Consider the following 23327-nt stretch of genomic DNA (forward strand, 5'->3'; position numbering starts at 1 on the left):
CGAAGTTATTATCACGAGTTCCAGTATGTAAACTCCGGTAAAATTTGGCTGTCAATACTCATTTTTCAACGACACGCTTGCTAAATGCATTTGTCAGAGTTTTGATATCACCGCGCAGCAGCACTTTCTTGAGTTGGATGCCTTAGATTCTTCAGGTGCAACCAATCTGTTCTAGTTTTCAACTTCCCACTGATTTTCTTAGATTCCTTGTTATCAAGGCAGGTGTTGCTGCGTGTTTTTAATACCATTCCATTTAAAAGGAAACGAGTATGGCTACTACACCAACAGTGAACCAGGCGCAGACTATTCAACCTGTATTCAAGAGAGTTCAACAGGCTGTTGACCATGATTGCGCTTTCGCGTGTATTGCGATGATTACGAATAAGTCGCTAGATGAAGTTGTTCAGGTCGCTATTGAGAAATTTAAACATCCAGCGAACGGTCCATATTTCATCACGGAAGAATTGATCAATAAAATCCTGGCGCATTACGGGTTTGTCTCGACCATCTACAAAGAGGTTGAAACGGGTCTTGTTGATATTCATAACGTCGCGATAGCAATGGTGGACTATGACCCAGAAACAGAAATAGGCAGGCATGTAGTTTTTGTCAGGGACAAAGCGAATACAAAGCAGCCAGTCGAGTACATGATTGACCCGGCGTATTGGATCACTTCATCTTCATATGTACGCACTGATTTTCAGAAGCTGGTTCCTGCTTGGTTCATTGGAGTGACACCAATGAATCGAATGGCTGCCAAGAATTAATCAGTGTTCATGCCAGGGCGTGCCTACTTAATCTTTGGTGGGGTAGTCTTGCAATAATTCCGGCATCGATACACTCAGGGCGTGTGCTATCCGCTCAATATTGCATATCGAGATGTTGCGTCGGCCACGCTCAACCGAGCTGATGTAGTTGGGATGGAGATCAGAGAGTTCGGCTAATTTCTCCTGAGTTAAGGATTTCTCTAGCCGAATACGCTTCATATTCACAGCAAACAGTAGCTGAGCTCCACACTTTTGGGTTTGGATGTTTTGCACAAGACGAAGCATCCAATTTTAACGACCCCGAATCCACACACTTTGAGTTTGGTTGATGTATTATGTGCAATGATATCCAAACTCAAAGTGTGATTTTTAAACTGTTTCTATATTTAATTGTAAGGACGACAACGTGACGCCAGGAACTCAAACACCTAACCGAGACCGCCAATCTGACACGACTACTTTTCAGGTGATTCTCAAAGGCTTGCAACCAGGGGTGTCTCACACTGAGGCCAAGCAGAAATTAGCAGCGTTATTTAAAGCAAGTCTTGAACAGGTTGATGCACTATTATCGAATTCCAACTTTGTAGTAAAGCAAGGTATTTCTTTTGATCTAGCCATCACTTATAAAGGTTCCATCGAGGCAGCAGGGGGCGCATGCGAATTGCTACCTGAAGAAGATGTACTGGCATTAGATATTGACTTACCGACCGTTGGTGCATTTGCAGCTAAGACGGCAACATCACAACCAAACTCAGGAAATGCAGTAGCCAGTTCCCTTGCTGGCGGCGACGCGCTGAAAACCGGGATCGAACATCTTGATGTACTAAAGCACAAAATCAGCAAGAACGCTGCCTACCTGGGTGTGTTGGTTGGCATGGGCATATTTGCTTTTTCATTCTTTCTATCTTGGGCATGTGTTCCGGCTGGTCAAATGGCGCGTGATGGCGGGTCCGTTACTGGTTGGAATGAGAAAGCCTATCTTGCACTTCTACCGCTGGCCTTTGCTTTATATCCAGTATTTCTTCAGAAGTCAGTGCAACTGAAGAATCTGCTCGCAAATATTGTCATCGCGTTTGCACTGCTGGGTTACAACAACGTTGCGAATAGAACGACCTGGACTAATCACTACGGCAACATGGGGTCAACATTGGACGTTGGCTTCTGGATCGGCTTCGTAGCAATGTTAACGATTTCTGCTTGCGGCATAGCCTGGTCACTGCACACCTCAGACAGCAATGAAGTTCAGCATGGGAATTAATTCAAATGAAAAATAACATAACTTCAAAAAATGAAATTCAAGGCGCATTTGCTTACTTCGCTGGCGGATGCCAGTTGATTGCTGCTATCGGTGCAGTGTTGTCACTTACTGCGTGCGGTAATGGCAAGCCAGGAGCATCGGATATTGAGCCATACATCAAAAACGTGCTGGGGCAATGTGAACTCTGGACTGTTAGTGATGTTCGCAAAGTTGATGGTATCGAAGAGGGTAAATCTTATCGCGTCGATTTTACAGCAGCACTCACTTTGAAGCAGTCACCCGAACAGGCTCGCCAATCCTACATCCAACACAAAATGGACCCAAGCTGGATTGGATGCCATACCTACATTTCAAATTTGGCTGTTTTGAACGCAAATCAGGATAAGGCCGAGCTTGTAAAACAATACAACGTGTCAGGTTTTGGCATGCTGATCAAATCAGAGCAAGGCTGGCGACTGGTAGGTGATAACTTGCACCTCGAATTCGCACCAGCGTCAGGCTCAGAGAATGCCACAGCACCCACACCAGTGCCACCAGTAGCACAGTCAAATAAAGTAGAGGAGCCACCTGCGCAGTCGACTCCCGCATACGTCACACCAGAACTTGCACCAGTTGCCGCGCCTTTAAGTGCTTGTGTTGCTAAAAAAATGAGCGAGTGGGAAAAGAAGCGTGACAATGACATGGCGCTTGCCAGCAAAGAGGCCGCAGATAGAGGAGAAGAATTGAGAGTCAGTGCTGGTCAAGAAGAGTTGATGAAGCAAGAGGCGCTGGACAAGGCCACATTAGATTGTCGCTAGTAGCCCGCTCGTCAAACTTTAAAGCTGGCCATACTCATTCCCCATTGATGCTTTCTCAATAGAAAGCGCAGTCACTTTTTACTCCCAATAGACGCTGAAAATTGCTCGCTGAAGGTTCAAGCCTTCAGTGGACTTTTGTCGTCTTCCTGTTGGTAATTATTGTATTTATTGAAAAAATTCCATGAGCAAAAGAGATCAAAATCTAAGCAGGTCTGAGATTGGACAACATGTTCACCCTTTACTATTTCCTGAGGAGTATTGACATGAGTTTATATCAAGCAGTAAGCAGGAACGAGAAAGAGGCCGCGGCAAATTTTGCTATGCGGCCTATCCGTGATTTGTTGCTGCAATTGCCGCATTTGACAGTGAACGACCAATTTGAGATCGATTATGCGGCGGCAAATCCAATATTGCTGTCTCAGCTCGCACTGAATGGGGATACCGCAATGCTGACTATCTACAGGGGTATATCAGCCATCGGTTTATTGATGGCGCATTCGTCACCGGAAATGGAGTCCCGAGAAATACCTGCTGATGCGACGGAGGCAATAGGATGGTTGATTGGTGAATTAGGGGAGTTTGCAGCGGTTATACATTGTATCGCAGCAGGATGCCGTAGATCGATAGTTGATTTTGAGCCAGGTGTTGTTGAGAGCTTTCCCAACGCCAAACCATGAGCAGCTTCAGTACATCAATTAACGATGAAATTACTTTCCCTTATTTCTGGCTATTGGCCAAAAAATCATTTCATGGACACTCAAATGACTATTCAAAGTATATCACCGTCAGCTAACAAGAATGCGAAACGATTAAAGCCAGATCAAGCGATTAAAGCGCCAACACGGTCATTAGTTGAAAGCTACACGGCAGCAGCACAATCAAAAGCTACACAACACGCTTATAACGCTGCTGTACGCCATTTTAAACAGCATGGCGGCACGATACCAGCGACACCAGCAATGGTTGCTGAGTACATCGCTAAATTCGCTGATTCACTGGCAGTAGCAACTCTTCAGCACCGGCTAGTCGCCATTCATAGAGCACACTCTGACATTGGAATCAAATCCCCAGTAATGGATAAGTCTGTGAAAAGGACAATGCAGGGAATTCGCCGCACATTCGGAACAAGTCAGCGTCGCGTCACTGCCCTGGTGAAAGATGATTTGCTGGAAATTATGATTCTGATTGATCAGCAAAGTCCGTTGAAGGCGGCACGAGATAAGGCATTATTACTAATTGGGTTTGCTGGTGCGTTTAGACGATCTGAATTGGTTGCATTGAAGATTGAAGACGTCAGTACCTATGACACAGGTTTGGAAATATTATTGAAGCGATCAAAGACCGACCAAGAGGGCGCAGGTAGAACGGTGTTTATACCTTATGCAAAAGGAAACCGCTGTCCAGTGAAAGCGTTGCAGGGGTGGCTTATGCTTGCAAACATCACAGAAGGGGCAATGTTTAGGCCAGTTAGTCGTCACGACACTGTTGTCAGTAAAAAGTCATTGACCCCGCAATCCGTTGCTCTGATATTAAAAGCGGCAGTTCGTAGAGTGGGTGGGGAGGAAGTTGCCCGCAATGTTGCCGGGCATAGCTTACGTGCTGGTTACTGTACTGAAGCGGCTATGGCTGGATTGCAGCCCTACCAAATTCGGGAACAGACAGGGCACAAATCGGATGTTACTTTGGCACGTTATATCCGACCAGTGTCAAAGCGAAAGATCCCGAGCTTACTTTGAATTGAGGTGCCAAGGTGATTTTCGTTAAACCAGAAAAATGGTGCCCTTTAAATTAACGTTGTAGTTAATGAAAATGAGACAAGTATATAATTTTCGATTTTACTGATTCAGTATCCCTGAAATAAGAAACCGTCATTTCATACATTAAGCATGAGGAGGTTCCCAGTTGCTCGAATCGGAGGGTTGTATCATCTACATGATTGCCATAAAAGCATTTTACAATCATAATACTTAATCCCAGTGCATTGGAATTTTCTGATGCATAGGTGGGGACTTAAACTAGAAGGAATATTCATGAGTAATCGTATTCTGCATCACAATGTCGCGATTGAACTTTCTGAAGAGATGATCAATCAAGTTAGTGGTGGCACTACTGGTGGTGTTGACCCGTCATCAGGCGACCATACAACGATAATCTACTCAACTGATGTAGGCGGTGATCTTGGTTGTAAGGTTGACAGTGTAGAAGACTGTTAAGAATTTTATAGTTTAAAAATTAGGGTCAATATTAATTGGCTCTAATTACGTGCCATTCTAGGGATTGTTGAATTGATAATATTGAACTACCTATAAGACTTAGTGGTCGCTATGCTTTTTAAACGCGTTGCTTTTTGAGGAGGGGTATCTGTCCTGCAAAAAGCAGAAGGTCGTTGCATAGTAAATTTGATTTATAACAATAACAATTTTTCAGCAAAAAATAATGACGAATAATCTTAGTCATCGCACGATGCATCTCTTCATTTACTCTCAAATTTATGACGCTCATGCTATAAGTGTCAAAGCTGCATTAGAAAGTATTGGCGTGAAGGTTACTCGTTTTTTGTCCGATCAACTTCCCATCAATGCTGAAATTTCTACGTTAATCGAAACAAATAGTGAAAAGACAAATTTCTTCTTGCCTGTTCAAAACCTATTGCATCAAACTGATGATCCTGTTGACGTAGTTTGGCTCCGCCGGCCTGTGCTTCCCCAAATTGCGGGAGTTGACATACATCCTGATGATGTAGATATCGTAGTTCGAGAGTGGAAAGAATATTGGCAATCTTTTTTGGCCCATAGCTTCCCAACTGCATCTTGGATAAATCCCTGGCTAAGTTCAAAAAGGGCGAGAAGTAAATTAGTCCAACTTAATATTGCTAAGCAGGTTGGTCTACAAATTCCAAAAACACTTTTCTCAAATAATTCAGATGAGATAAGGCATTTTATAAAAAATAATTCCTTCAGTAATGGCACAATTGTAAAATCTTTTCTTCCAGTTAATTGGAAAGATGACGCTGTTCCGAAAGCTATGTACGCTACGAAGGTCGACGAATCTATGTTGCCTGACGATTCGATGTTAAGAGCCATCCCTACTATATATCAAGAAAGAATAACAAAATCTTATGAAGTGAGGTGCACTTTCTTTGGTTCAGTGTGTCACAGTGCAAAAATAGTGGCAAAAAAAAATGGGGAATTTTTACAAGATTGGCGCCAAGGTTACTACTCTGGAATAACGATTGAACCGTACAATCTTCCAAAAACAATCGAAGAAAAATGTCAAAATTTGATGTTTGCACTTGGCTTGAAATTCGGCTGCTTTGATTTTATCGTCTCTACAACTGGCGAATACGTATTTTTGGAAGTAAATGAAGCAGGTCAATTTTTATGGATTGAACGATACTGTCCAGAAATAAAAATGATGAATGCTTTTTGTGAATTTGTGCTCAGAGAAGGTTCTGGAAACACAATAAAACATGCATCTCCGAATTTTACTGCTGAAGAAGTTGGGCGCTGGCCTGAAGTATGTACTGTCTTAAATTTCGAAAAGGACCTGTATGCAAAGACAATGTCTACCTAGCTTCAGAAAGTTGTTCGCAATGACGCTATGCGTAGTGTTTCAATGCGCATTGCCTCTATTTGCTTTTTCATCTGAAAAATATGGTAATTTTAGGGACGAATTAATTTCTATGTTTAGAGATGACCAAGCTGTACGGAATAAATTTAATAAAAATGACCCTAATACTTTGACTGATATGACTACTATTGATGTCCGAAATAGTTCAAGGTTAAAGGAAATAATAAAAGCAATTGGATGGCCGACCGAGGCGAAAGTTGGCGCTGAAGCGAGCAAAGGAGCATTTTTTATAGCTCAACATGCAGCTCGCGATCTTCCTCTTATGGAGTTAGCACTGTCCAACATTGAAGAGAGTTACAAATATGGTGAAACCTCTGGTGTCTACTATGCGTTAATTTACGACCGAGTTAAGATGTTACATGGAGAGTCTCAAAAATATGGTACTCAGATTCTACGGAATAGTGCCAGTTGTGAAGCATATAAATTAGAAGATGCAGACAAGGTCGACGTCTATCGGAAAGAAATAGGGTTTAAGCAAAGTCTTAAGGTATACGAGGCTGAGATATGTAGTCGATCTCATTAAAGCAAATGTATAAGTCATTTGCAAGAACCAAGATTGGCTTGGTAAAGGGAAAAATTAGTGTCTCACTTCATGTTCAGCTACTGGCTTTAAGCACATCCTTCAGCACGGTCCCATCTTGCACTACAATCACTCGCTCAGCCATTGCAATCGTCTCTGGGCGGTGTGCAACAATGATGCGGGTCAGGTCTAGTTTATCGATAGAATTATTCACCGCCAGCTCATTCCTGATATCAAGGTGACTAGTTGCTTCATCAAGAACGAGTAATTTTGGCTGCTTGTATAAAGCGCGTGCCAATAGAATCCTTTGCTTTTGCCCACCGGACAATCCGCTGCCGATATCTCCAACAAGGGTTTGGTAGGCCATTGGCATTGCAGCAATTTCCGCATGTATTGAAGCCTGCTGTGCGCAGTGTTCTATATGCTTTGAGTCGGGTGCTGGGTCAAAGAAACATATATTGTCAGAAATAGAACCAGCGAACAGTTGGTCTTCCTGCATCACTGTTCCCAGCAATTCACGATAGTTATGCAAGCCCAGGTGCTTGAGTTGGACACCCCCGATTAGGATTTCGCCTTCACTCGGTTCAAGCAAACCGAGAAGTAATTTAAGCAGCGTCGTTTTCCCACATCCAGAAGGCCCGGTGATCGCAATGCACTGCCCTGCGGGAATTTGGAGGTTCAGACCTTTGAGTACAAACGGTTCGCTGTCGGAGTAGCGAAAACCCAAATTTTTAATTTCAATCTCAGGGAGGATGCGTGAAGCATCTATCTCAATCGCTTGCTCATCCCGCTCCGCTTCTGTCAAGACGATATCGGCAACACGCTCACCATGCAAGCGCAGCATGCGCAATTCAAACAGCTTATCAATTAAAGCTGCGAGACGGCTACTGAACTGATCTTTGTAGCTAATAAACGCAAACAACATACCAATAGAGAAGCGATTATCAAGCACGGCAAGAGCTGCCAGCCATATCACAATCACGCGCTCGGCATTGAACAGCAAGGTATTGGCGGTCTGATAACAGACCGATAGACGCGCTATCCGCAATTCTGCATTAAATTGATCGGTCAGGCTATTCATCCATCCTGCACGGCGCTCCTCGACTCGATTGAACAAACGTACACTTTGCACACCGCGTACCGATTCCATGAAATGAGTCTGCTGTTTTGCAGCATGGATAATTTGCTCGGCATTCGCTTCGCGCAATTGGCGAAATATCGTCCAACGCAGGAAGACGTACACAAGTACCGCCGCAAAAGCGACAGCCGTTAGTTGGGGGCTGTACAATAGCATCATTACCAACGTGCCGATCACCAGAACACCATCCACCACGCCTTCAACAAATTGGGTGGTCAAACTACGCTGTATTGTTTGTATCGAACCGAAGCGCGAAACAATATCACCGGTATGTCGCTTTTCAAAATACGGCAAAGGTAAACGCATCAGATGCGCGAAGGTATTACCCAACCACTGAAAATTCAGATTTGTAGCTAGTACGGTTGTAACCCAGGAACGCACAGCAGTAATTGCGGTTTGCACAAACACCAGCAATAGGAAACCAATGCCCAACACAGTCACCAAGTCCTTGTCTGCTGCAAGCAAGGCTTCATCGACGATCCATTGCATATAGAAAGGCACAACGAGCGCACATACTTGCAACGCAAGTCCGAGTAATAACAGATGCAATAAGCCACCTTTCAAGCCCACCACTTGCCCCATCAAGGACATTAATGTGAATTGCTGGACTTCCTCTGTCTTCTTAAATTCGCTGCCTGGTGTCAACTCTAAAGCGACACCGGTAAAGTGTTTTGCAAATTCTTCCAGCGCAAGCTTGCGTTCACCGACAGCGGGGTCAAGTATCAGCACCTGTCTGTTGTTGACGCTCTTAAGAACTACAAAATGATTCAGATTCCAATGCAATATGCACGGCAGTTTCAATTCCGGCAAATGCTGCATATCTAGTTTAAGTGGTCTTGTTTGCAAACCAAGTCCCTGGGCCATAACCATCAATCCCTTAAGCGTCGCACCTTTTAGCGAGACAGAAAAGCGACGACGCATGCTGGCCAGATCGATACGATGTCCCCAATAACTAGAAACCATGCAAAGACAGGCAAGCCCACATTCGGCAGCTTCCGTTTGCAACAAGGTTGGTAATTGCTGGCGGCGCCAGAAGCGCAGATCAGGTAAATGGTTGACTGACATAGGAAGTAAAAATCAGGATAAAAGTAAGCGCAAGCTGCGCAATGTGTCAGACGCGCCCAGAAATACTGTACAGCGGCTCCAGCACCCATTCGTATAAACGGCGTTGTTCAAGCAAGATGCTGGCGTCGATCGCCATGCCAGATTTTAAAGGCAAGTCGCGTCCATAAGCCTTGACACTTTGCTGATCTAATGTCACCCGGATACGATACAACGCCTCATTACCGTTTGATGATGAACCGCCGAGCGGCAGTTCTTCAGGCTTTAAAGGGTTGCTCGCAACTTCTCGAACGGTAGCCTTGTACTGTCCGAATTTCTGGTAAGGATACGCCTGATAGCGCAACAGTATGGTCATACCTGGTTGAACAAATCCAGCAGAGCGGGACGGAGCATAAATTTCCGCTTCGAGTTGCGAACCAGCCGGAATCAAAGATGCTAACGCCAAATTCTGCGTAACAGTCTGCCCTACCTCTGCGGTAATTGCCGTAACCGTGCCATCTTGCGGGGCACGCACCAATAGTTCTCGTCGAGCTTCACTCTCAGTCAAGTCCTGATCGAGAGAATTCACATTACGCTGTACAGCTGACGCATCTCTTTGTGACTGTACACGCAAATCCACAATATCTGCGTGTACGCTATTCAAATCACGACCATTTGCGGACTTTACACGAACCAGTTCAGCTAGGCGTTGCTGTTGATCTAGCAATTCCGCTTGTTTATCCTGTAATTGCGCCGCGGAAATATAGTTGGTCGCCTGTAGATCGCTAAAGCGTTTTAACCCCTGCGTTGCTAGATCCACGCGCTGCTTTTGTAAGACAATCTGACCATCTATTTTCGCAGCTTCGCTTTCTAGGTCGGAAGCGCGGCGTTGTAATGCCTCCAGGCGACTACGGCTTTGCGCTAGAAGTTGCGACTGATCGGCGTTAAAACTATTCCGCCGATTTAAAAGCAAGGTAGATATCGTCTTCTGTGCATCACCAACTGCTGCACTGCGTTCACTCGATAACACAAAGAGCACATCACCTGCATGCACGTTCTGGCCTTCGACAACCTGACGCGACAAAATCACACCAGATTGCGTGGGCATCAATCGTATCACTCCGAGATTTGGCAACAGAACTCCACTGCACTGCACCTTGCGAGTGGTACTGAATAGCGCAAAAAAAGCGACTATTACCGCCGCGATTGCTACGAACAGTAAAGTAAGGAAACGATGACTGAAAGGGTGTGAGAGCAGCACAGTGCCGTACTGGCGGTTGCTCGCGTGTTCGATCGCCTGACTACGAAATAAGGGGGGATTTGCAATCGGCTTTTTTGAGCTTACTTTAACTGATCCCCCAATCGGAATCGATTGATTTGATGCTTCTTGCTGGTTCAAAAGATACTCACCTCACTAAAATTAGTCGTTGAGTATAGTTCGCATTACTGTGTTTTTACAACAAGAATTGTGTAATCCAGTAATCAATTAAATAATGACATTTTAATAATATTTGAGTGTTTACATACCCCACCTATGAATTGATGCCCTATCCAGTGATACATCAGTTTTTTTAAAGCTGGGACAGTCAATATGACACGGGGAGAATGCTGTGTTCCGTGGCAATTGGCTAAGAAAGATCATAAGATTGCAGCACTGACGTAGAAAGTGGCCTGTTATCGTAGTATCCGCTGCGGTTAAAAGAGTGAAGCCTTCTCCGTAGCCTCGAACTGTCATCGCAACTCAATGCGAAAAAGACATTTTTAGTATATTTTTTTAGATGAATTTAATCAATACTCAACAATTACTGCCTAAAGACGATGGATGAGGCTGGTCAGTTGGAAGTCAGTGAATTTAACCTTTGCTAGACATCAAATTTTCAATTATCGAAAAGCCACCATTATCGCTAGTCAGCAATACGTAAAAATAAAAACTAATGACCAGAAAATTTTCTAATTGCTATGGGACTTATCCTCATATGCCAGCTATCATCAGGCCAATATTCAATATTATTGGCTGCTCAAACTGTTGAGTATTCTCTTGATGTCAGCAATCAAAACGATATATTTGGAAGCAGTAACTTAGTCGAGAGAATCCTGAAGAGTTTCGACGCATTTACAAGCGTGAATTGTAAATTAACGAATAAACTAGATGGAAATCACCGGATGCTGTATGTGCTAATCAGAGTGCGATCACCTATTTTTCTGCCGCCATGTGCCATTCGGGCGACTCTAGACTTATGTAGATAATACCCATTCCAGGATTTTTCCCGTCGACGACTATCTTCATTTTCTCCCTGTTAGGTGGTTCGCCGTTGAACCATGTCATGTAACTATTATTATTGGTTGATTTGTAGAAGATGGCCGGATTGGTCATATAAAGCGAAGCTGATGCGCGATGGGGCAGTGCGGTGCTGCCTGCGGCTTCCACGTCTGGTGGCGGCATTTTGTTGGTCGTACGCTGAGATGCCACTTCCGTCAGATGCGTCACAAGTCGTTCCCAATCGTTGCCTTTTTTTAGTGCTGCGCCAAGCTTGTTATTAACCATATCGTGAAGCGCTTGACCCAAGGGTACTTTCGCGTCGAAAGTACCATTACAACTTACGGAAATGTTTGATCCTCCAAATCCAAGCGGTGGAAGGGGTTGAGTCGTTTCGATCCACCAGCCTGATTGTGGAGCCAGGGCATTGACGTTGATACAGCCATAGCGAGTTCCCTTGCACTTACCTAGTGATTTAGGTTTTATATTAAACGCAGTAGGCTTTTGTTTAAGTCCCGTCAATGTGAACTGTGGCCAGAACGTGTAGAGGAAGCGCTGGATCTCAGGGCCGCCTTTACTTACGGTGAACTGCCCCGCAGTGGCATTTGCGTCGGCGAGTTTGGCTTGGATCACCATCGCGCGCCGATTGCGGACACCTGATTCTAAGCACTCTACGACTAGCAATAGATCGCAGAGCTCTGGCGATTTTGGTTTTTTGTCGCGCGAATCGAACCAGCGCGCTTTGGGTGTCTTGTGCGAAAAAATTCCAACTATATCAAGTGAGCCGCTCTTCAGATAAGGGGTCCATTCTCGCACCAATTTTGTAGGTAATTCTAAAACTAGCCGTGCTACTTCAGCTACTTCACCCGTACCGTGGACGGTATTCGAATTCTTAACGCATTCTCTTATCGCTTTCTCAGCAGCAGGGATAAGCCCGGGTGGAGTTTTCATAAGTCTGCAGAGTTTATTATCAACGTTATGAATAGAATAACCTAAATTGGCTAGAATTTAAACCAGACTGGACAGCCTAGGTTGGGAATTAATAGCTGGGGTGAATGCAGTGGGCAACACATGGCGCGATTTGGCAGTGTTTATCTTTGGACTATTCAAAATCATCTGATGGTAGCTGCCGTATCAAGCCTGAGTTACAACAATTCACCAAACTGTTAGCTTCCTAGCGTCTGTTTCCAGTGAAAGTTCATCATTAACTTTGATTGCCTTGCCATGAGGCGTTATTAAAAGGCATCCATTGTCTAAAAGGCGAACGCCAACCGAGGCACCCGCCTTTAATCCTGCTTCCTGTACGACAGACTTTGATAATCGAAGACCCAGCGAATTTCCCCATTTACAGATAGTAGTCATGATTTTCCTTGTTCAAAATGTATAGCCAATGTTTATCAGTGAAATTGATATAGGTTTCTGAGGTTTGCATTTTAGTTAGACATATAACTGAGTAGAGAAAACGTCATTTTTGACGCTCCAACTCAGCGGCACGGCTGATTTGAGAGTGATTGCGTAATCGCATGAATTTAGGGGACGATCTGAAATGTGCATGCGATAAAGTTGCTATTTCTCAAATCTTAAATTACTGTTCTTGCTCACGTTTGGCTGCTGTGCATGGTGAAGAGTCGTTCTGAGTTTTATGTGAATTGCTCTTTCCGGCCATTATCGGTCGATCAGTAATGAGAATTAATTGCCCAGAAACGGCTAGCCAAAGTGAGATACGTTTGGCGATAATGGCGAAAAGCAGACCTTGGCTACAAGTTTGCCGAATAGCCGTGCTGCAAGTCCGCTACGATTATTTTTTCAACCGAGACAGTGATGACGCTACTCTTCTCGACTGTTCAAAACAAGGTGCAACATGAATAAAGATTTTGCCCGAAAATTAATTAGCGACCCAAACGATCAAATAATCAAACAGCTCTTTCAAGGTGTCGACGGCGTATTCTGGGTGGACTGGCGGGAAGCGGATGAGGTTATTATTGATTTGGCGGCAAAGCTCATTGGCAACGACGAGTTAAGCCATGAATGGAATAACGACAAACTGATGGTGAAATTTCGCGGCAAATTGACGGAAGTTCCGTTAAAGTTTGAACCAGGCGAGCAATATATCACCCTGGTTACTTTGCACGAGGCTCTTTACCCTGAATATGAGATACGCTATATCAAGGCGTCCCAGGGTGGTGATGCGATCGCCTACATGGTTTTGAAAAGGGAAACCTTATTCGAGCTTGATGCAGAGTTCGGCACCAAGGTGGCTGATACCTTGCAAAAAGTTGAGCGCGGCTCGGCACACTTCAAACAAGCAGCCCAGGAGCAGGCTGAAATGAAGGCAGCCACGGAAGCTGCGGCGCGGGAACTTACCGAGCAGAAAGCACGCGTGGCCGCCGGTGGGCCGGAGTATCTCAACCTGGTGCACACGAGAGAGGGCTTGAAACCCATTGATGAGATTAAAGTAGGGGATTGGGTCTTGTCGCATCCTGAGAATGAACCGCCACCCATTCCTAAGCCTGGGCCAATTCAAGCTAAGCCCGCTGAAGCGTACTTTTACCGGCAGGTTGTGAAGGTCTTTGTGCGGGAGACTCAAAAAGTCTCGCATGTCCAATATATAGATACCGGCAGAGGCAAAGATACTTTGCAGCTCGCGCCAAATCACCTCATCTGGACGAAATACGGCGGCTGGACCCCCGTCGCAAGCATGAAAACGGGGAACGTACTCTTATTAGCGAATGACGGGAACGCTATGGTAGGCAAAGTGAAACACACCGAAGACACCGCGCGCGTCTACAATATAGAGGTGGATGAATTCCGCACCTATTTCGTTGGGAAAAGTGGGGTATGGGTTCATGATGAAACTGATGCGACATCGTCAGGTGCTGCTGAAAATCAAACCTGATGCTCATCTCGACTAAAAACGGAACGGCCCGAACGAACTGCTACCCTTCGCGGGCATTGTGGCGGTCGTAAGGACCTTGGTCTCATTTATTACTTATCACTCGTTAAACTGCCGGATATTCGATTCGAAAGAATGCTTGTCGTATGGCCGTTGATAACAGGTAATTCCTCACGGCTTGCTGAGCAATACAATGACGGGGAGCCTATTCTTACTCTCCCCGTCTAAATCATTCACCATCTGGCAACTGTACAGCCACCCTACCTATTCCGTGCTTTGACCCTTTGAAAAAATCTTTCTGATCAGGTGAAAAGTAATATTCGGTCCCAATCGCCCAATCGGGTATCGGAAGGGTGTTCTCGCGTGAAAATATTCTATTCAAGTCAATATTAGAATGCTCGACAGGACGGCGATTGCCGCTGATGTCAATTCCCGTTTTTTTCAATATGGACTTGGTATGTTTCCATACTGTTGTACGAGCGAATTGGCTATTGAGGTCTGCCCCGCTCAGCCAATAGTTATATATATTTTTCTCAGGTTTGCTTAGTAGTGCTAAGGCGCTGTCAGTAATTGCTAACTGTATTGACGATGGAAGTTTATACTTATCCAAGTGGTTGAAGAATAGGTCTGCGATATCTATATCCTTCCAGCGCATTACATAATTGAGATCAAGAGTCTTAAGTGACTGAGAATATAGTTTCACTTCTACACGGATTCCTTTTTCTGCTTCGACTATCAATCTTCGTCGAACCTCCCCTGGATTCTTGAAGCGCTCCCGAAGTTCTTGGGCTTTACCATAGATTGTTAACGCATGAAATGTGGAACGTCTTTTAATACCGCCATTAAGAGTGATAGAGGTGGGAATGATTCTCTGTTTGCCCTGAGTTTTGTTTTCATCAATCGCTTGAATAATCGGAAGAATCAAGCTCTCATCGCATGCGAAATTGGTTGTTAAGTGCGCTTCCGTGATTTTTATGCCTCCCCTATCCCATTCCATGCGATCAAATGGATCTACATTAATATCCAGCTTCCTGGTTATAAGGTTCAAGAGAGCGTAGATATAGCTTTGAAGATCGGAATGGCCGAAAAGATTATGTCTTTGAAGCACCAGCGGTGGACAGCAATGAATTTCAATCATCTCGGCCGATCCCGTTCCATCATTTATCTGTCTTGAGCGCACATGTATTGTTTCCCAGCCATCTTTTAGAGATATATCTTGGGCTGTTGCGCTAAAGGACACGAATCCTAGGTCATCTTGATCGAGGTACATAGTTTTGCCCAATGGTCTATGTGTGCAAGGAGCTATGAACTTCACTTTATCTATATGAATATTGGGAATGTGCAGTGGTAGGTTTGTTTTCATGATGAAGCCTAACTAATTGGTCATGTTCATATGTGTTTAAATTGTGAACAGATCTGAGCTACTATAGCTGCCGAAATTTGTTGGTCACAAGCTAAACCGCGATTTGGTTTAGTGTCATTTTTGTTCAAAATATGAACCGGCAAGTACTTATCTTGCCTATGTAGATGTGCACTCAAGCTCGTTATGAGGTACTGCCTGCATAACGAGCGCTTTGATATCAATGCATTTCTCTTCAGCGTGATGCAAAAGCGCTTGCCTCAAATTTCATGGGATCGACGTTTGTTGACCTGAACGTAGCCACTCGATCAATGCTGGCTCACATAAAAGTACTCGCCTCTGCCCGGGGACTCGGAAAATCACTTTTAAAAACCCGTTTAAATGCTTGCTTGCATCGGGGTATTTTGCTTGCCCTTCAGCCTTAAAAATTAGGTCTCGAATCGCGGCTTCAGTGAATATAGGGAAGCGCTGAGCGGTCTGCTTTACAGTGAGAAATGTTGTGTTTGGGGCACCGAGAATCTCCATAGCTCCAGGCGACCTGGTGGCTTCATTTGATATTTTTTTTGCTTTTTTAAGCAGCGGCGGTCCATTTTTTTGTGCCACAGGTGGCATTAAATCTGTAGGCGTGAAGGGTGGTACAGGATCGAGAATTGTTTTTACAGGTACACCATCTTTAAAAATGGTCTCCGATGTTAGCGAGAATTTCGTATTCCCTGGTTTCATGCCGTACAGTTGTTTTGATAATTTTATAAGTTTTCTGCGAGGCGTAGCATCCAGGTTGTTAGATGCTCGAATTTGTTTGTTTAATGTCATTTTGTTTACCTATTGATAATATTTAAATAGAATAGGCGTGACTAATCCAGATCAGGGCTGAGCCACGTGAAAAATATGTGATTTTCTAAGTCAATTCTGTCTAGGGACGTGACAACACACATGCGCATTTGAATTAATGCGGACGATGCGGTCGAATTACTTATTTAGTTTTTGAGGGTTGGTGGTTGAGAATAGGTAGTTGTTTAGCATACCTATAAGCGACCACTTTGGGATTGGAGGTCGCCGAGGATTAAAACATAACATATGCTGAAAAAGTGCGCAATGAAATGTTAGCTTCAGGCCTGTCGTTATAACGTAAGGGGAGGTGGACTCGAATATCCCGAAATCCTAGATTTGGTACGATTCACTTATATACTTGAATTAAGTGATGGCACAGTGTTGGCACAATTGGCACAATAAATCTAAGTAAATGACAACTGCCAACAACAATGCTATGATTTTAACTCGTTGATTTAATTGATGTATTTTATTGTGAATTGTTGTTGGGTTTGTATTGCCGCTGACTTGTAATCATCAGGTGGCCAGTTCGATTCCGGCAGTCGGCACCAAATAAGCGTCTTTAGAAGTTGAAAGGCGCACAAAAACCCTTGTTCCTCTATGGAGAACAAGGGTTTTTTGTTTTAGCCGTTTCATGGCATTTATTGACTCCCAGATTTTTGTACTTTGAGCAGCAATTAGCTTATTGCATCGTCAGCGCCGCGTTGGAGCAGCGCTTATCTCAAGGCATGGGATGGATGGAGGACGAATAAAAATCGCCAGGCAAGGCACTTGCCTTTAGATTTTTGCAGAACTCAGTATTTTCTGTGTGAATTATCTTGTTCGCTTGTGCACTGTGAACCAGATAGCGATGAATGGGTCATAGTAGACAACAGGCATACGGGGGACGCTGGTCCTGAATTGCCATGATCTTATTATAAAAACTATTGAGGGAATCTATGAAAATCCGTATGGCATATTGCATGCTGCCTCTATTGATCGTTGCCGCTACCGTCCATGCACAACAGCAGCCACAAGATGGCATGCTGACCATGGAAATGCTGTATCACCCGACCAAAAAAGAAAAATTCGATCTCAAGCCCTTGAGCAAACTTAGCTGGGATGCGCAAAACAGGGCTGATACAGACGGAAAGCAAAGACGGGGTTGTCGCGCAGTTTGTCATCAATCCCGCCACCTGGGAAAAACAATCACTGCCTGCGGATGGCAATATCCTTGCGCTGATGACGGCGGCAGGCATAGATGAAAAAGAAGCCAAGGCTCAGGTAGAAAAACTGGCACCGCAGATCAAGCCAGAACTGAAATCCTATCTGTTCACTTACAAAAATGATTTATGGCTGCTGGACCTGCAACAGGGCAAAGTCAAAGAACTCACCCACACGCCAGACCAGGCGGAAGATGAAGCCATCCTGTCGCCTGATTTACAGTCGGTAGCTTATCTGAAGGGCAATGATATCTATGTGACCGATGTCGCCACCGCGACAGAAAAACGTCTGACGACAGGCGGTAATGAAACCACCTTCAATGGCCGCCTGGACTGGGTCTATATGGAAGAGATTTATGGCCGTGGCCGCTTGCGCGCATTCTGGTGGGCACCAGATTCCAAAAAAATCGCTTATCTGAGTTTTGATGAAAGCAAAGTTCCGGTTTATACGCTCAGCGGTGACCATGTGCAGCCCATCAGGACTGAGCAGACCCGTTATCCCAAGGCAGGTGATGCCAACCCCGAAGTCAGACTCGGCATTGTTGATATGAACGGCACGACGGGCTGGACACAAAACCCCTACCCGGGCAAGGAAACCCTGATCGTACAGGTCGGCTGGGCGCCGGATGGCAAGTTGCTGGCATCATGGCAGGACAGGGTACAAACCTGGCTGGATTTGCGTCTGTATGATGCGCAGGCCAGCAGCAAATTAATGGTGCATGAAAGCAGCCCGGCCTGGGTGGACAGATTGCCCTTGCCGGTATTTCTGAAAGATGGCGGCTTCGCATGGGAATCAGATCGCACCGGTCACCGTCACCTGTATCGCTACGACGCGAAGTACCAATTGCAGGCGGCCATCACCAAGGGCGAATGGGACATCCGTACCGTCTACGGTATCGACGAAGACAAAGGTCGTGTGCTGTTTGCATCCAACCAGCGCAACCCCATAGGTAATGACGTGTATGCCGTCAATCTCGATGGCAGCAACCTGCAAAGGTTGACTGCGGAGTCAGGCACCCATACGGCGCGCTGGAACAAGGCCTACAGCCATTTCATCGATAGCTGGAGCAGCCTGAAACAGGCACCGAAACAGGCATTGTTCAACGCGAATGGCGAGCAGATCAAACTGGTGGATGACAGTGGGATTCCTGAAAAAATGCGTGACCTGAAACTGGCGACAGTGACGCAACAGCAAATCAAATCACGCGATGGTTTTGTCATGGAAAGCCTGTTGTTCCTGCCACCGGATTTTGATCCCAGGAAAAAATACCCTGTGTATCAGCACCTGTATGCCGGGCCGATGGCACCGCAGGTGACAGACCGCTGGAACAGCAACCTCTGGCATCATTTCCTGGCGCAACAGGGTTATGTGGTCTGGATACTGGACAACCGCAGTTCCAGCAACAAGGGCGCCGTCAGTGCCTGGCCGATACATAAAAAATTGGGACAACTGGAATTGCAGGACCAGCTCGATGGCCTTGAATGGCTGCGCAAACAGGGCTGGGCCGACATGGACAGGATAGCCCTGAATGGCTGGAGTTATGGCGGTTATTTCACTTCGTATGCGATGACGCATAGCAAGGCCTGGAAGCTGGGTTTTGTCGGTGCCCCGGTTACTGATTATCGCTTGTATGACAGCGTCTATACAGAACGCTATATGGGTTTGCCCAAGGACAATGCAGAAGGTTATGACAAGGCCAGTGTATTGAAAGCGGCAAAGGATTTAAGCGGCAAAATCCTTATCATGCATGGCACGATGGATGATAACGTCCATCCGCAAAATTCCGTCATGCTGATTGATGAACTGATCAATTCCGGCAAAGACTACAGCCTGCAACTTTATCCCGGTGCCGGTCATGGTCCGCGTGGTGACTGGCCAATCTGGTCACTGCAAAAAGCCAAATGGGAATTCCTGAAAAATAATCTGTGATGGAATTCTGATTATTCACGGGCCTCACCGTCCATAAAAAAAAGGACGCTCAGGCGTCCTTTTTTTGTCATGCATGGTTGGCTAAAAAGCGCGCTTAATTTTCCTGCTTCAAGCCGCCCCAGCGTGGTGTCAGCGCATGTGGCAGATCATACATATCAAGTACACGGCCAACAGTGTGGTCCACCATGTCGGCGATTGATTGTGGACGGTGATAAAAGCCTGGCAATGGAGGGAAAATGATGCCACCCATTTCAGTCACTGCCGTCATATTGCGCAGATGCGCCAGGTTGAACGGAGTTTCGCGCACCATCAACACCAGGCGGCGGCGTTCTTTCAAGACCACGTCAGCAGCGCGGGTGATCAGGTTATCAGATAATCCATGTGCCACCGCTGCCAGGGTTTTCATCGAACACGGTGCAACCACCATCCCATCAGACTGAAAAGAACCGCTGGCGATACTGGCACCGACATCGCGCACATTGTGGACAACATCCGCCAGGGCTTCAACATCCTTGCGCTTTAAATCCATTTCCTGATGCAGGTTCAAAACACCTGCTTCAGAAATCAGCAAATGGCTTTCCACTGCAGGCATGTCACGCACAGCCTGCAATAGCCGCACACCGTAGACAGCACCAGTCGCGCCGGTAATGGCAATGATCAGGCGCTTCGTGGCGGCAGTTGTACGCATGCCAGGTTTAGTCTTTCAACAGGGTTTGCAACTCGCCGTTGTCGAACATTTCATTCATGATGTCAGAACCACCAACGAATTCACCTTTGACATACAACTGTGGCACGGTCGGCCAGTTTGAAAAATCCTTGATGCCCTGACGTACTTCCGGGTCTTCCAGTACATTCACGGTGACCATGTTTTGTACACCACAGGCTTTCAGCAACTGTATGGCACGACCGGAAAAGCCGCATTGCGGGAACTGGGCAGTTCCTTTCATGAACAAGACTACAGGGTTGGCGGTTACGGTTTCTTTGATCCAGCTTTGAACGTCGCTCATGGCTATCTTCCTTTAAATACGAATCCCGTCATTATAGTGGAAAGCCCAATTCGATGTTATTGCCACTTGGGAAGATTGGGCATATCGAAAAATCAGCGTGTTTTTAGATTGACATGGCTTGATTTGAATAGACGATTTTTAAACAGAGGAAATATGGTGTTACAGTAAGTGCCAGAGTCAGAAAAAGCTGGCCGTTTGCAGGAGACCATCAATGCAAATTCGAGATACGATGATTGCTAACACGCAAGTACATGCCAGTCCTGGCATGGTTTCTGCGAGGTCTGAGCGCATGATGATAGAACAAGCGCACGAACGCTCAGCCGCCTACGGTATCCCGCGCACAGCCGCACCGGATTACGTCCCGCTGGGGAAAAGTGATCTGGCAGATTTGCTGGCGCAAAACCGCGTCCTGCACAGACATGCCGTACCGGTCATGGAAACCCTGTATGAGCAAATCATCAATACCCACAATATGGTGATATTGACTGATGTGAACGGTCTTATCATCCACACGCTTGGCGATGCCGATTTTCTGGAAAAAGCCGATAAAGTCGCCCTCAGTCCTGGCGTTGCCTGGTCAGAGAACAGCAAGGGTACGAACGCTATTGGTACTGCAATTGCAGAAAAAACACCTACCGTCATCCATGCCGGCCAGCATTACCTGGAAGCCAATAGTTTTCTGACCTGTTCCGCCGCGCCTATCTTTGATGTCATGGGAAATGTCATCGGCGTGCTGGATGTCACTGGTGACCAGCATAATTTCCATAAACACACGATGGCACTGGTGCGCATGTCGGCGCAGATGATAGAAAACCAGTTGTTTGCCTCTTCCTTCCAGCAGGCCATCAAACTGAGTTTCCACAGTCGCCCTGAATTTCTGGGTACTCTGATGGAGGGTATTGCCTGCTTTGCACCGGATGGGCGCTTTTTGTCTGCCAGCCGCAGTGGCCTGTTCCAGCTGGGCGTGTCGATGACTGCCTTGCAGACACATACCTTCAGCTCTTTGTTTGGTCTGCCCATTTCTGCCCTGCATGAACACTACCGCACGGCCATGCCAGGCTTGCTGACACTGTGTCTGCATAACGGGGTGCGCGTCTACGCGAGGAGCCAGGATTTCAAGCGCCAGGCCAGTGCCGCCATGCATGTGCTAGACAATGCGCGCCAGCCTGATACTGCCTTAGCGCCTGCCGCTGAGGCAAAGCCGAGCTTGTCGAGCCTGCGTTATCTGGATACCGGGGATGCACAAGTCGCCCGTGCCATCGACAAGCTCAAACGTGTCATTGGCCGCGATATATCCATCTCATTACCGGCGAAACCGGTACGGGCAAAGAATTGCTGGCGCAGGCAGTGCATAATGATTCGCCGCGCAAATCCGGCCCCTTTGTGGCGGTCAATTGCGCGTCGATACCCGAAACACTGATCGAATCAGAATTGTTTGGCTACGAAGACGGTGCTTTCACAGGTGCACGCAAGAAAGGCAATATTGGCAAGATATTGCAGGCCAATGGCGGTACGCTCTTTCTTGATGAAATTGGTGACATGCCACTGAACCTGCAAGCGCGTCTGTTGCGGGTATTGCAGGAGCGCATGGTGACGCCATTGGGCAGCAGCAAATCCATCCCTGTCAACCTGTCATTGATCTGCGCCACCAACCGCAACCTGCGTGACATGATCGCCCGTGCAGAATTTCGCGATGACCTGTATTACCGCCTCAATGGCCTGGTGGTCAAGCTGCCACCCTTGCGCGAACGCACTGACCTGGATGTGGTAATAGAAAAAGTATTGATCAGTGAAGGCCAGGGCAGGCAATATCGCCTGGCGACAGAAGTCATGCAGATTTTCCGCGCGCATGCATGGCCAGGCAATTTCCGCCAATTGACGAATCTCTTGCGCACCGCCATCGTTATGACAGATGCCGATATGGAAATCCGCCAGGAGCATCTGCCCGATGATTTTCTTGAAGATGTGCAGGCCGCAGTCATCCACAACGCAGCCAGACTGCCATCTTCTTCCGAAAGCCTTGAGGCTGTGGAAATGGAAGCCATACAGCAAGCCCTGCAACAGCATCATGGCAATGTATCTGCGGCCGCCAGGGCATTGGGCGTGTCACGCAATACGGTTTATCGCAAACTGGCGAATCTGAAAGATGACTAAAGTGATTGTGGGCCGTGTAACACTATTGTACCCAGCATATCATTTTCTTCATCAGTAAACAGGCGTGAGCGTGTCAGGAAACGCCTGCCCGTACCATTGTCGAGTGAAAACATGCCACCCATGCCATTGACCACATCAATGATCAATTGTGTGTGCCGCCAGTATTCAAACTGATCACTGCCCATATAAAACGGCGTGCCATCCAGATCACCCAGATACACGTCGGCATCGCCTATACCGTATTCATTCCTGGCATAACACAGCGGTGAACTACCATCACAGCAACCGCCAGACTGGAAAAATAATAGTGGACCGTATTTGGTTTGCAGCGCACTGATAAATTCCAGCGCTGTGGGTGTAGCGGTGACGCGGGCGGGGATAGTGGTCATTTTGTTTGTTTCGGTTGTTTTACGTAAAGACCGAAAAGCTCACCACAGAGGCACAGAGACACAGAGAAAAACAGGATAAGATCTACGTCTGTTTTGTAATGTCTCTGTAGCTCAATAAGTCAATTGAAGTATAAAGAGAAGACGCAAGTTTTG

20 protein-coding genes and 1 pseudogene are annotated in these 23327 nt (G+C 46.2%); 11 read left to right on the forward strand and 10 right to left on the reverse strand.

The window, feature by feature from the left end; all coding sequences use genetic code 11:
- Positions 1-269 precede the first annotated feature (269 nt).
- Positions 270-767, forward strand: coding sequence for a hypothetical protein (locus tag ACO0LH_RS14960; protein WP_422941897.1), 498 nt, complete (start codon positions 270-272; stop codon positions 765-767).
- Positions 768-794: 27 nt separating this feature from the next.
- Here ACO0LH_RS14960 and ACO0LH_RS14965 read toward each other — a convergent pair whose 3' ends face one another.
- Positions 795-1052: a helix-turn-helix domain-containing protein gene (locus ACO0LH_RS14965; RefSeq protein WP_422941898.1), complete on the reverse strand. Its 258-nt coding sequence runs from the start codon at positions 1050-1052 to the stop codon at positions 795-797.
- Positions 1053-1173: 121 nt separating this feature from the next.
- Between ACO0LH_RS14965 and ACO0LH_RS14970 the strand changes: the two genes are divergently transcribed.
- The 7 genes from ACO0LH_RS14970 (at position 1174) to ACO0LH_RS15000 (ending at position 6975) form a co-directional block, all read left to right on the forward strand.
- A complete protein-coding gene (locus ACO0LH_RS14970; protein ID WP_422941899.1) occupies positions 1174-2025 on the forward strand; it encodes a hypothetical protein in 852 nt (283 codons plus the stop codon).
- A gap of 5 nt (positions 2026-2030) precedes the next feature.
- Positions 2031-2822, forward strand: a complete 792-nt coding sequence (locus ACO0LH_RS14975) for a hypothetical protein (RefSeq protein ID WP_422941900.1) — start codon at positions 2031-2033, stop codon at positions 2820-2822.
- A gap of 263 nt (positions 2823-3085) precedes the next feature.
- Positions 3086-3499, forward strand: a complete 414-nt coding sequence (locus tag ACO0LH_RS14980) for a hypothetical protein (protein ID WP_422941901.1) — start codon at positions 3086-3088, stop codon at positions 3497-3499.
- A 24-nt stretch (positions 3500-3523) separates the two neighbouring features.
- Entirely contained in the window at positions 3524-4558 is a 1035-nt protein-coding gene (locus ACO0LH_RS14985) for a site-specific integrase (RefSeq protein ID WP_422941902.1), read from the forward strand.
- Between the two features lie 294 nt (positions 4559-4852).
- Entirely contained in the window at positions 4853-5035 is a 183-nt protein-coding gene (locus ACO0LH_RS14990; protein ID WP_422941903.1) for a hypothetical protein, read from the forward strand.
- Between the two features lie 223 nt (positions 5036-5258).
- Positions 5259-6395, forward strand: a complete 1137-nt coding sequence (locus tag ACO0LH_RS14995) for an MvdC/MvdD family ATP grasp protein (protein WP_422941904.1) — start codon at positions 5259-5261, stop codon at positions 6393-6395.
- Between the two features lie 19 nt (positions 6396-6414).
- Positions 6415-6975 (forward strand): DUF6624 domain-containing protein, encoded by a 561-nt coding sequence (locus ACO0LH_RS15000; RefSeq protein WP_422941905.1) that lies wholly within the window; start codon positions 6415-6417, stop codon positions 6973-6975.
- Positions 6976-7048: 73 nt separating this feature from the next.
- Here ACO0LH_RS15000 and ACO0LH_RS15005 read toward each other — a convergent pair whose 3' ends face one another.
- The 4 genes from ACO0LH_RS15005 to ACO0LH_RS15020 form a co-directional block, all read right to left on the reverse strand.
- Positions 7049-9175 (reverse strand): peptidase domain-containing ABC transporter, encoded by a 2127-nt coding sequence (locus ACO0LH_RS15005; RefSeq protein WP_422941906.1) that lies wholly within the window; start codon positions 9173-9175, stop codon positions 7049-7051.
- A 46-nt stretch (positions 9176-9221) separates the two neighbouring features.
- Positions 9222-10550: an HlyD family secretion protein gene (locus tag ACO0LH_RS15010; RefSeq protein ID WP_422941907.1), complete on the reverse strand. Its 1329-nt coding sequence runs from the start codon at positions 10548-10550 to the stop codon at positions 9222-9224.
- 795 nt (positions 10551-11345) lie between these two features.
- Positions 11346-12359, reverse strand: coding sequence for a hypothetical protein (locus ACO0LH_RS15015; RefSeq protein WP_422941908.1), 1014 nt, complete (start codon positions 12357-12359; stop codon positions 11346-11348).
- 204 nt (positions 12360-12563) lie between these two features.
- Complete coding sequence (locus ACO0LH_RS15020; protein ID WP_422941909.1) at positions 12564-12770, reverse strand: hypothetical protein; 207 nt, start codon at positions 12768-12770, stop codon at positions 12564-12566.
- 499 nt (positions 12771-13269) lie between these two features.
- Here ACO0LH_RS15020 and ACO0LH_RS15025 point away from each other — a divergent pair, with 499 nt between their 5' ends.
- Positions 13270-14304, forward strand: coding sequence for a polymorphic toxin-type HINT domain-containing protein (locus tag ACO0LH_RS15025; protein WP_422941910.1), 1035 nt, complete (start codon positions 13270-13272; stop codon positions 14302-14304).
- A gap of 226 nt (positions 14305-14530) precedes the next feature.
- Here the strand turns inward: ACO0LH_RS15025 and ACO0LH_RS15030 are convergent, their stop codons facing one another.
- Together ACO0LH_RS15030 and ACO0LH_RS15035 are read right to left on the reverse strand one after the other, a co-directional pair.
- On the reverse strand, positions 14531-15664 hold the full coding sequence (locus tag ACO0LH_RS15030; RefSeq protein ID WP_422941911.1) for a phage/plasmid replication protein, II/X family: 1134 nt from the start codon (positions 15662-15664) through the stop codon (positions 14531-14533).
- Positions 15665-15928: 264 nt separating this feature from the next.
- Entirely contained in the window at positions 15929-16474 is a 546-nt protein-coding gene (locus tag ACO0LH_RS15035) for a hypothetical protein (RefSeq protein WP_422941912.1), read from the reverse strand.
- Positions 16475-17593: 1119 nt separating this feature from the next.
- Here ACO0LH_RS15035 and ACO0LH_RS15040 point away from each other — a divergent pair.
- A complete protein-coding gene (locus ACO0LH_RS15040) occupies positions 17594-19624 on the forward strand; it encodes a DPP IV N-terminal domain-containing protein (protein WP_422941913.1) in 2031 nt (676 codons plus the stop codon).
- Between the two features lie 94 nt (positions 19625-19718).
- Here ACO0LH_RS15040 and ACO0LH_RS15045 read toward each other — a convergent pair whose 3' ends face one another.
- Positions 19719-20312: a UbiX family flavin prenyltransferase gene (locus ACO0LH_RS15045; RefSeq protein WP_422941914.1), complete on the reverse strand. Its 594-nt coding sequence runs from the start codon at positions 20310-20312 to the stop codon at positions 19719-19721.
- Between the two features lie 7 nt (positions 20313-20319).
- A complete protein-coding gene (gene grxD, locus ACO0LH_RS15050) occupies positions 20320-20631 on the reverse strand; it encodes a Grx4 family monothiol glutaredoxin (RefSeq protein ID WP_422941915.1) in 312 nt (103 codons plus the stop codon).
- A 265-nt stretch (positions 20632-20896) separates the two neighbouring features.
- Between grxD and ACO0LH_RS15055 the strand changes: the two are divergent.
- Positions 20897-22785 (forward strand): annotated as a pseudogene (locus ACO0LH_RS15055) (sigma-54-dependent Fis family transcriptional regulator).
- Here ACO0LH_RS15055 and ACO0LH_RS15060 read toward each other — a convergent pair.
- A complete protein-coding gene (locus tag ACO0LH_RS15060) occupies positions 22782-23174 on the reverse strand; it encodes a DUF779 domain-containing protein (RefSeq protein WP_422941916.1) in 393 nt (130 codons plus the stop codon). The pseudogene ACO0LH_RS15055 and the gene ACO0LH_RS15060 overlap by 4 nt on opposite strands.
- Between the last annotated feature and the right edge of the window lie 153 nt (positions 23175-23327).

Origin of the sequence: Undibacterium sp. TJN19 (assembly GCF_049339485.1) — a bacterium.
GTDB lineage: Bacteria > Pseudomonadota > Gammaproteobacteria > Burkholderiales > Burkholderiaceae_D > Undibacterium.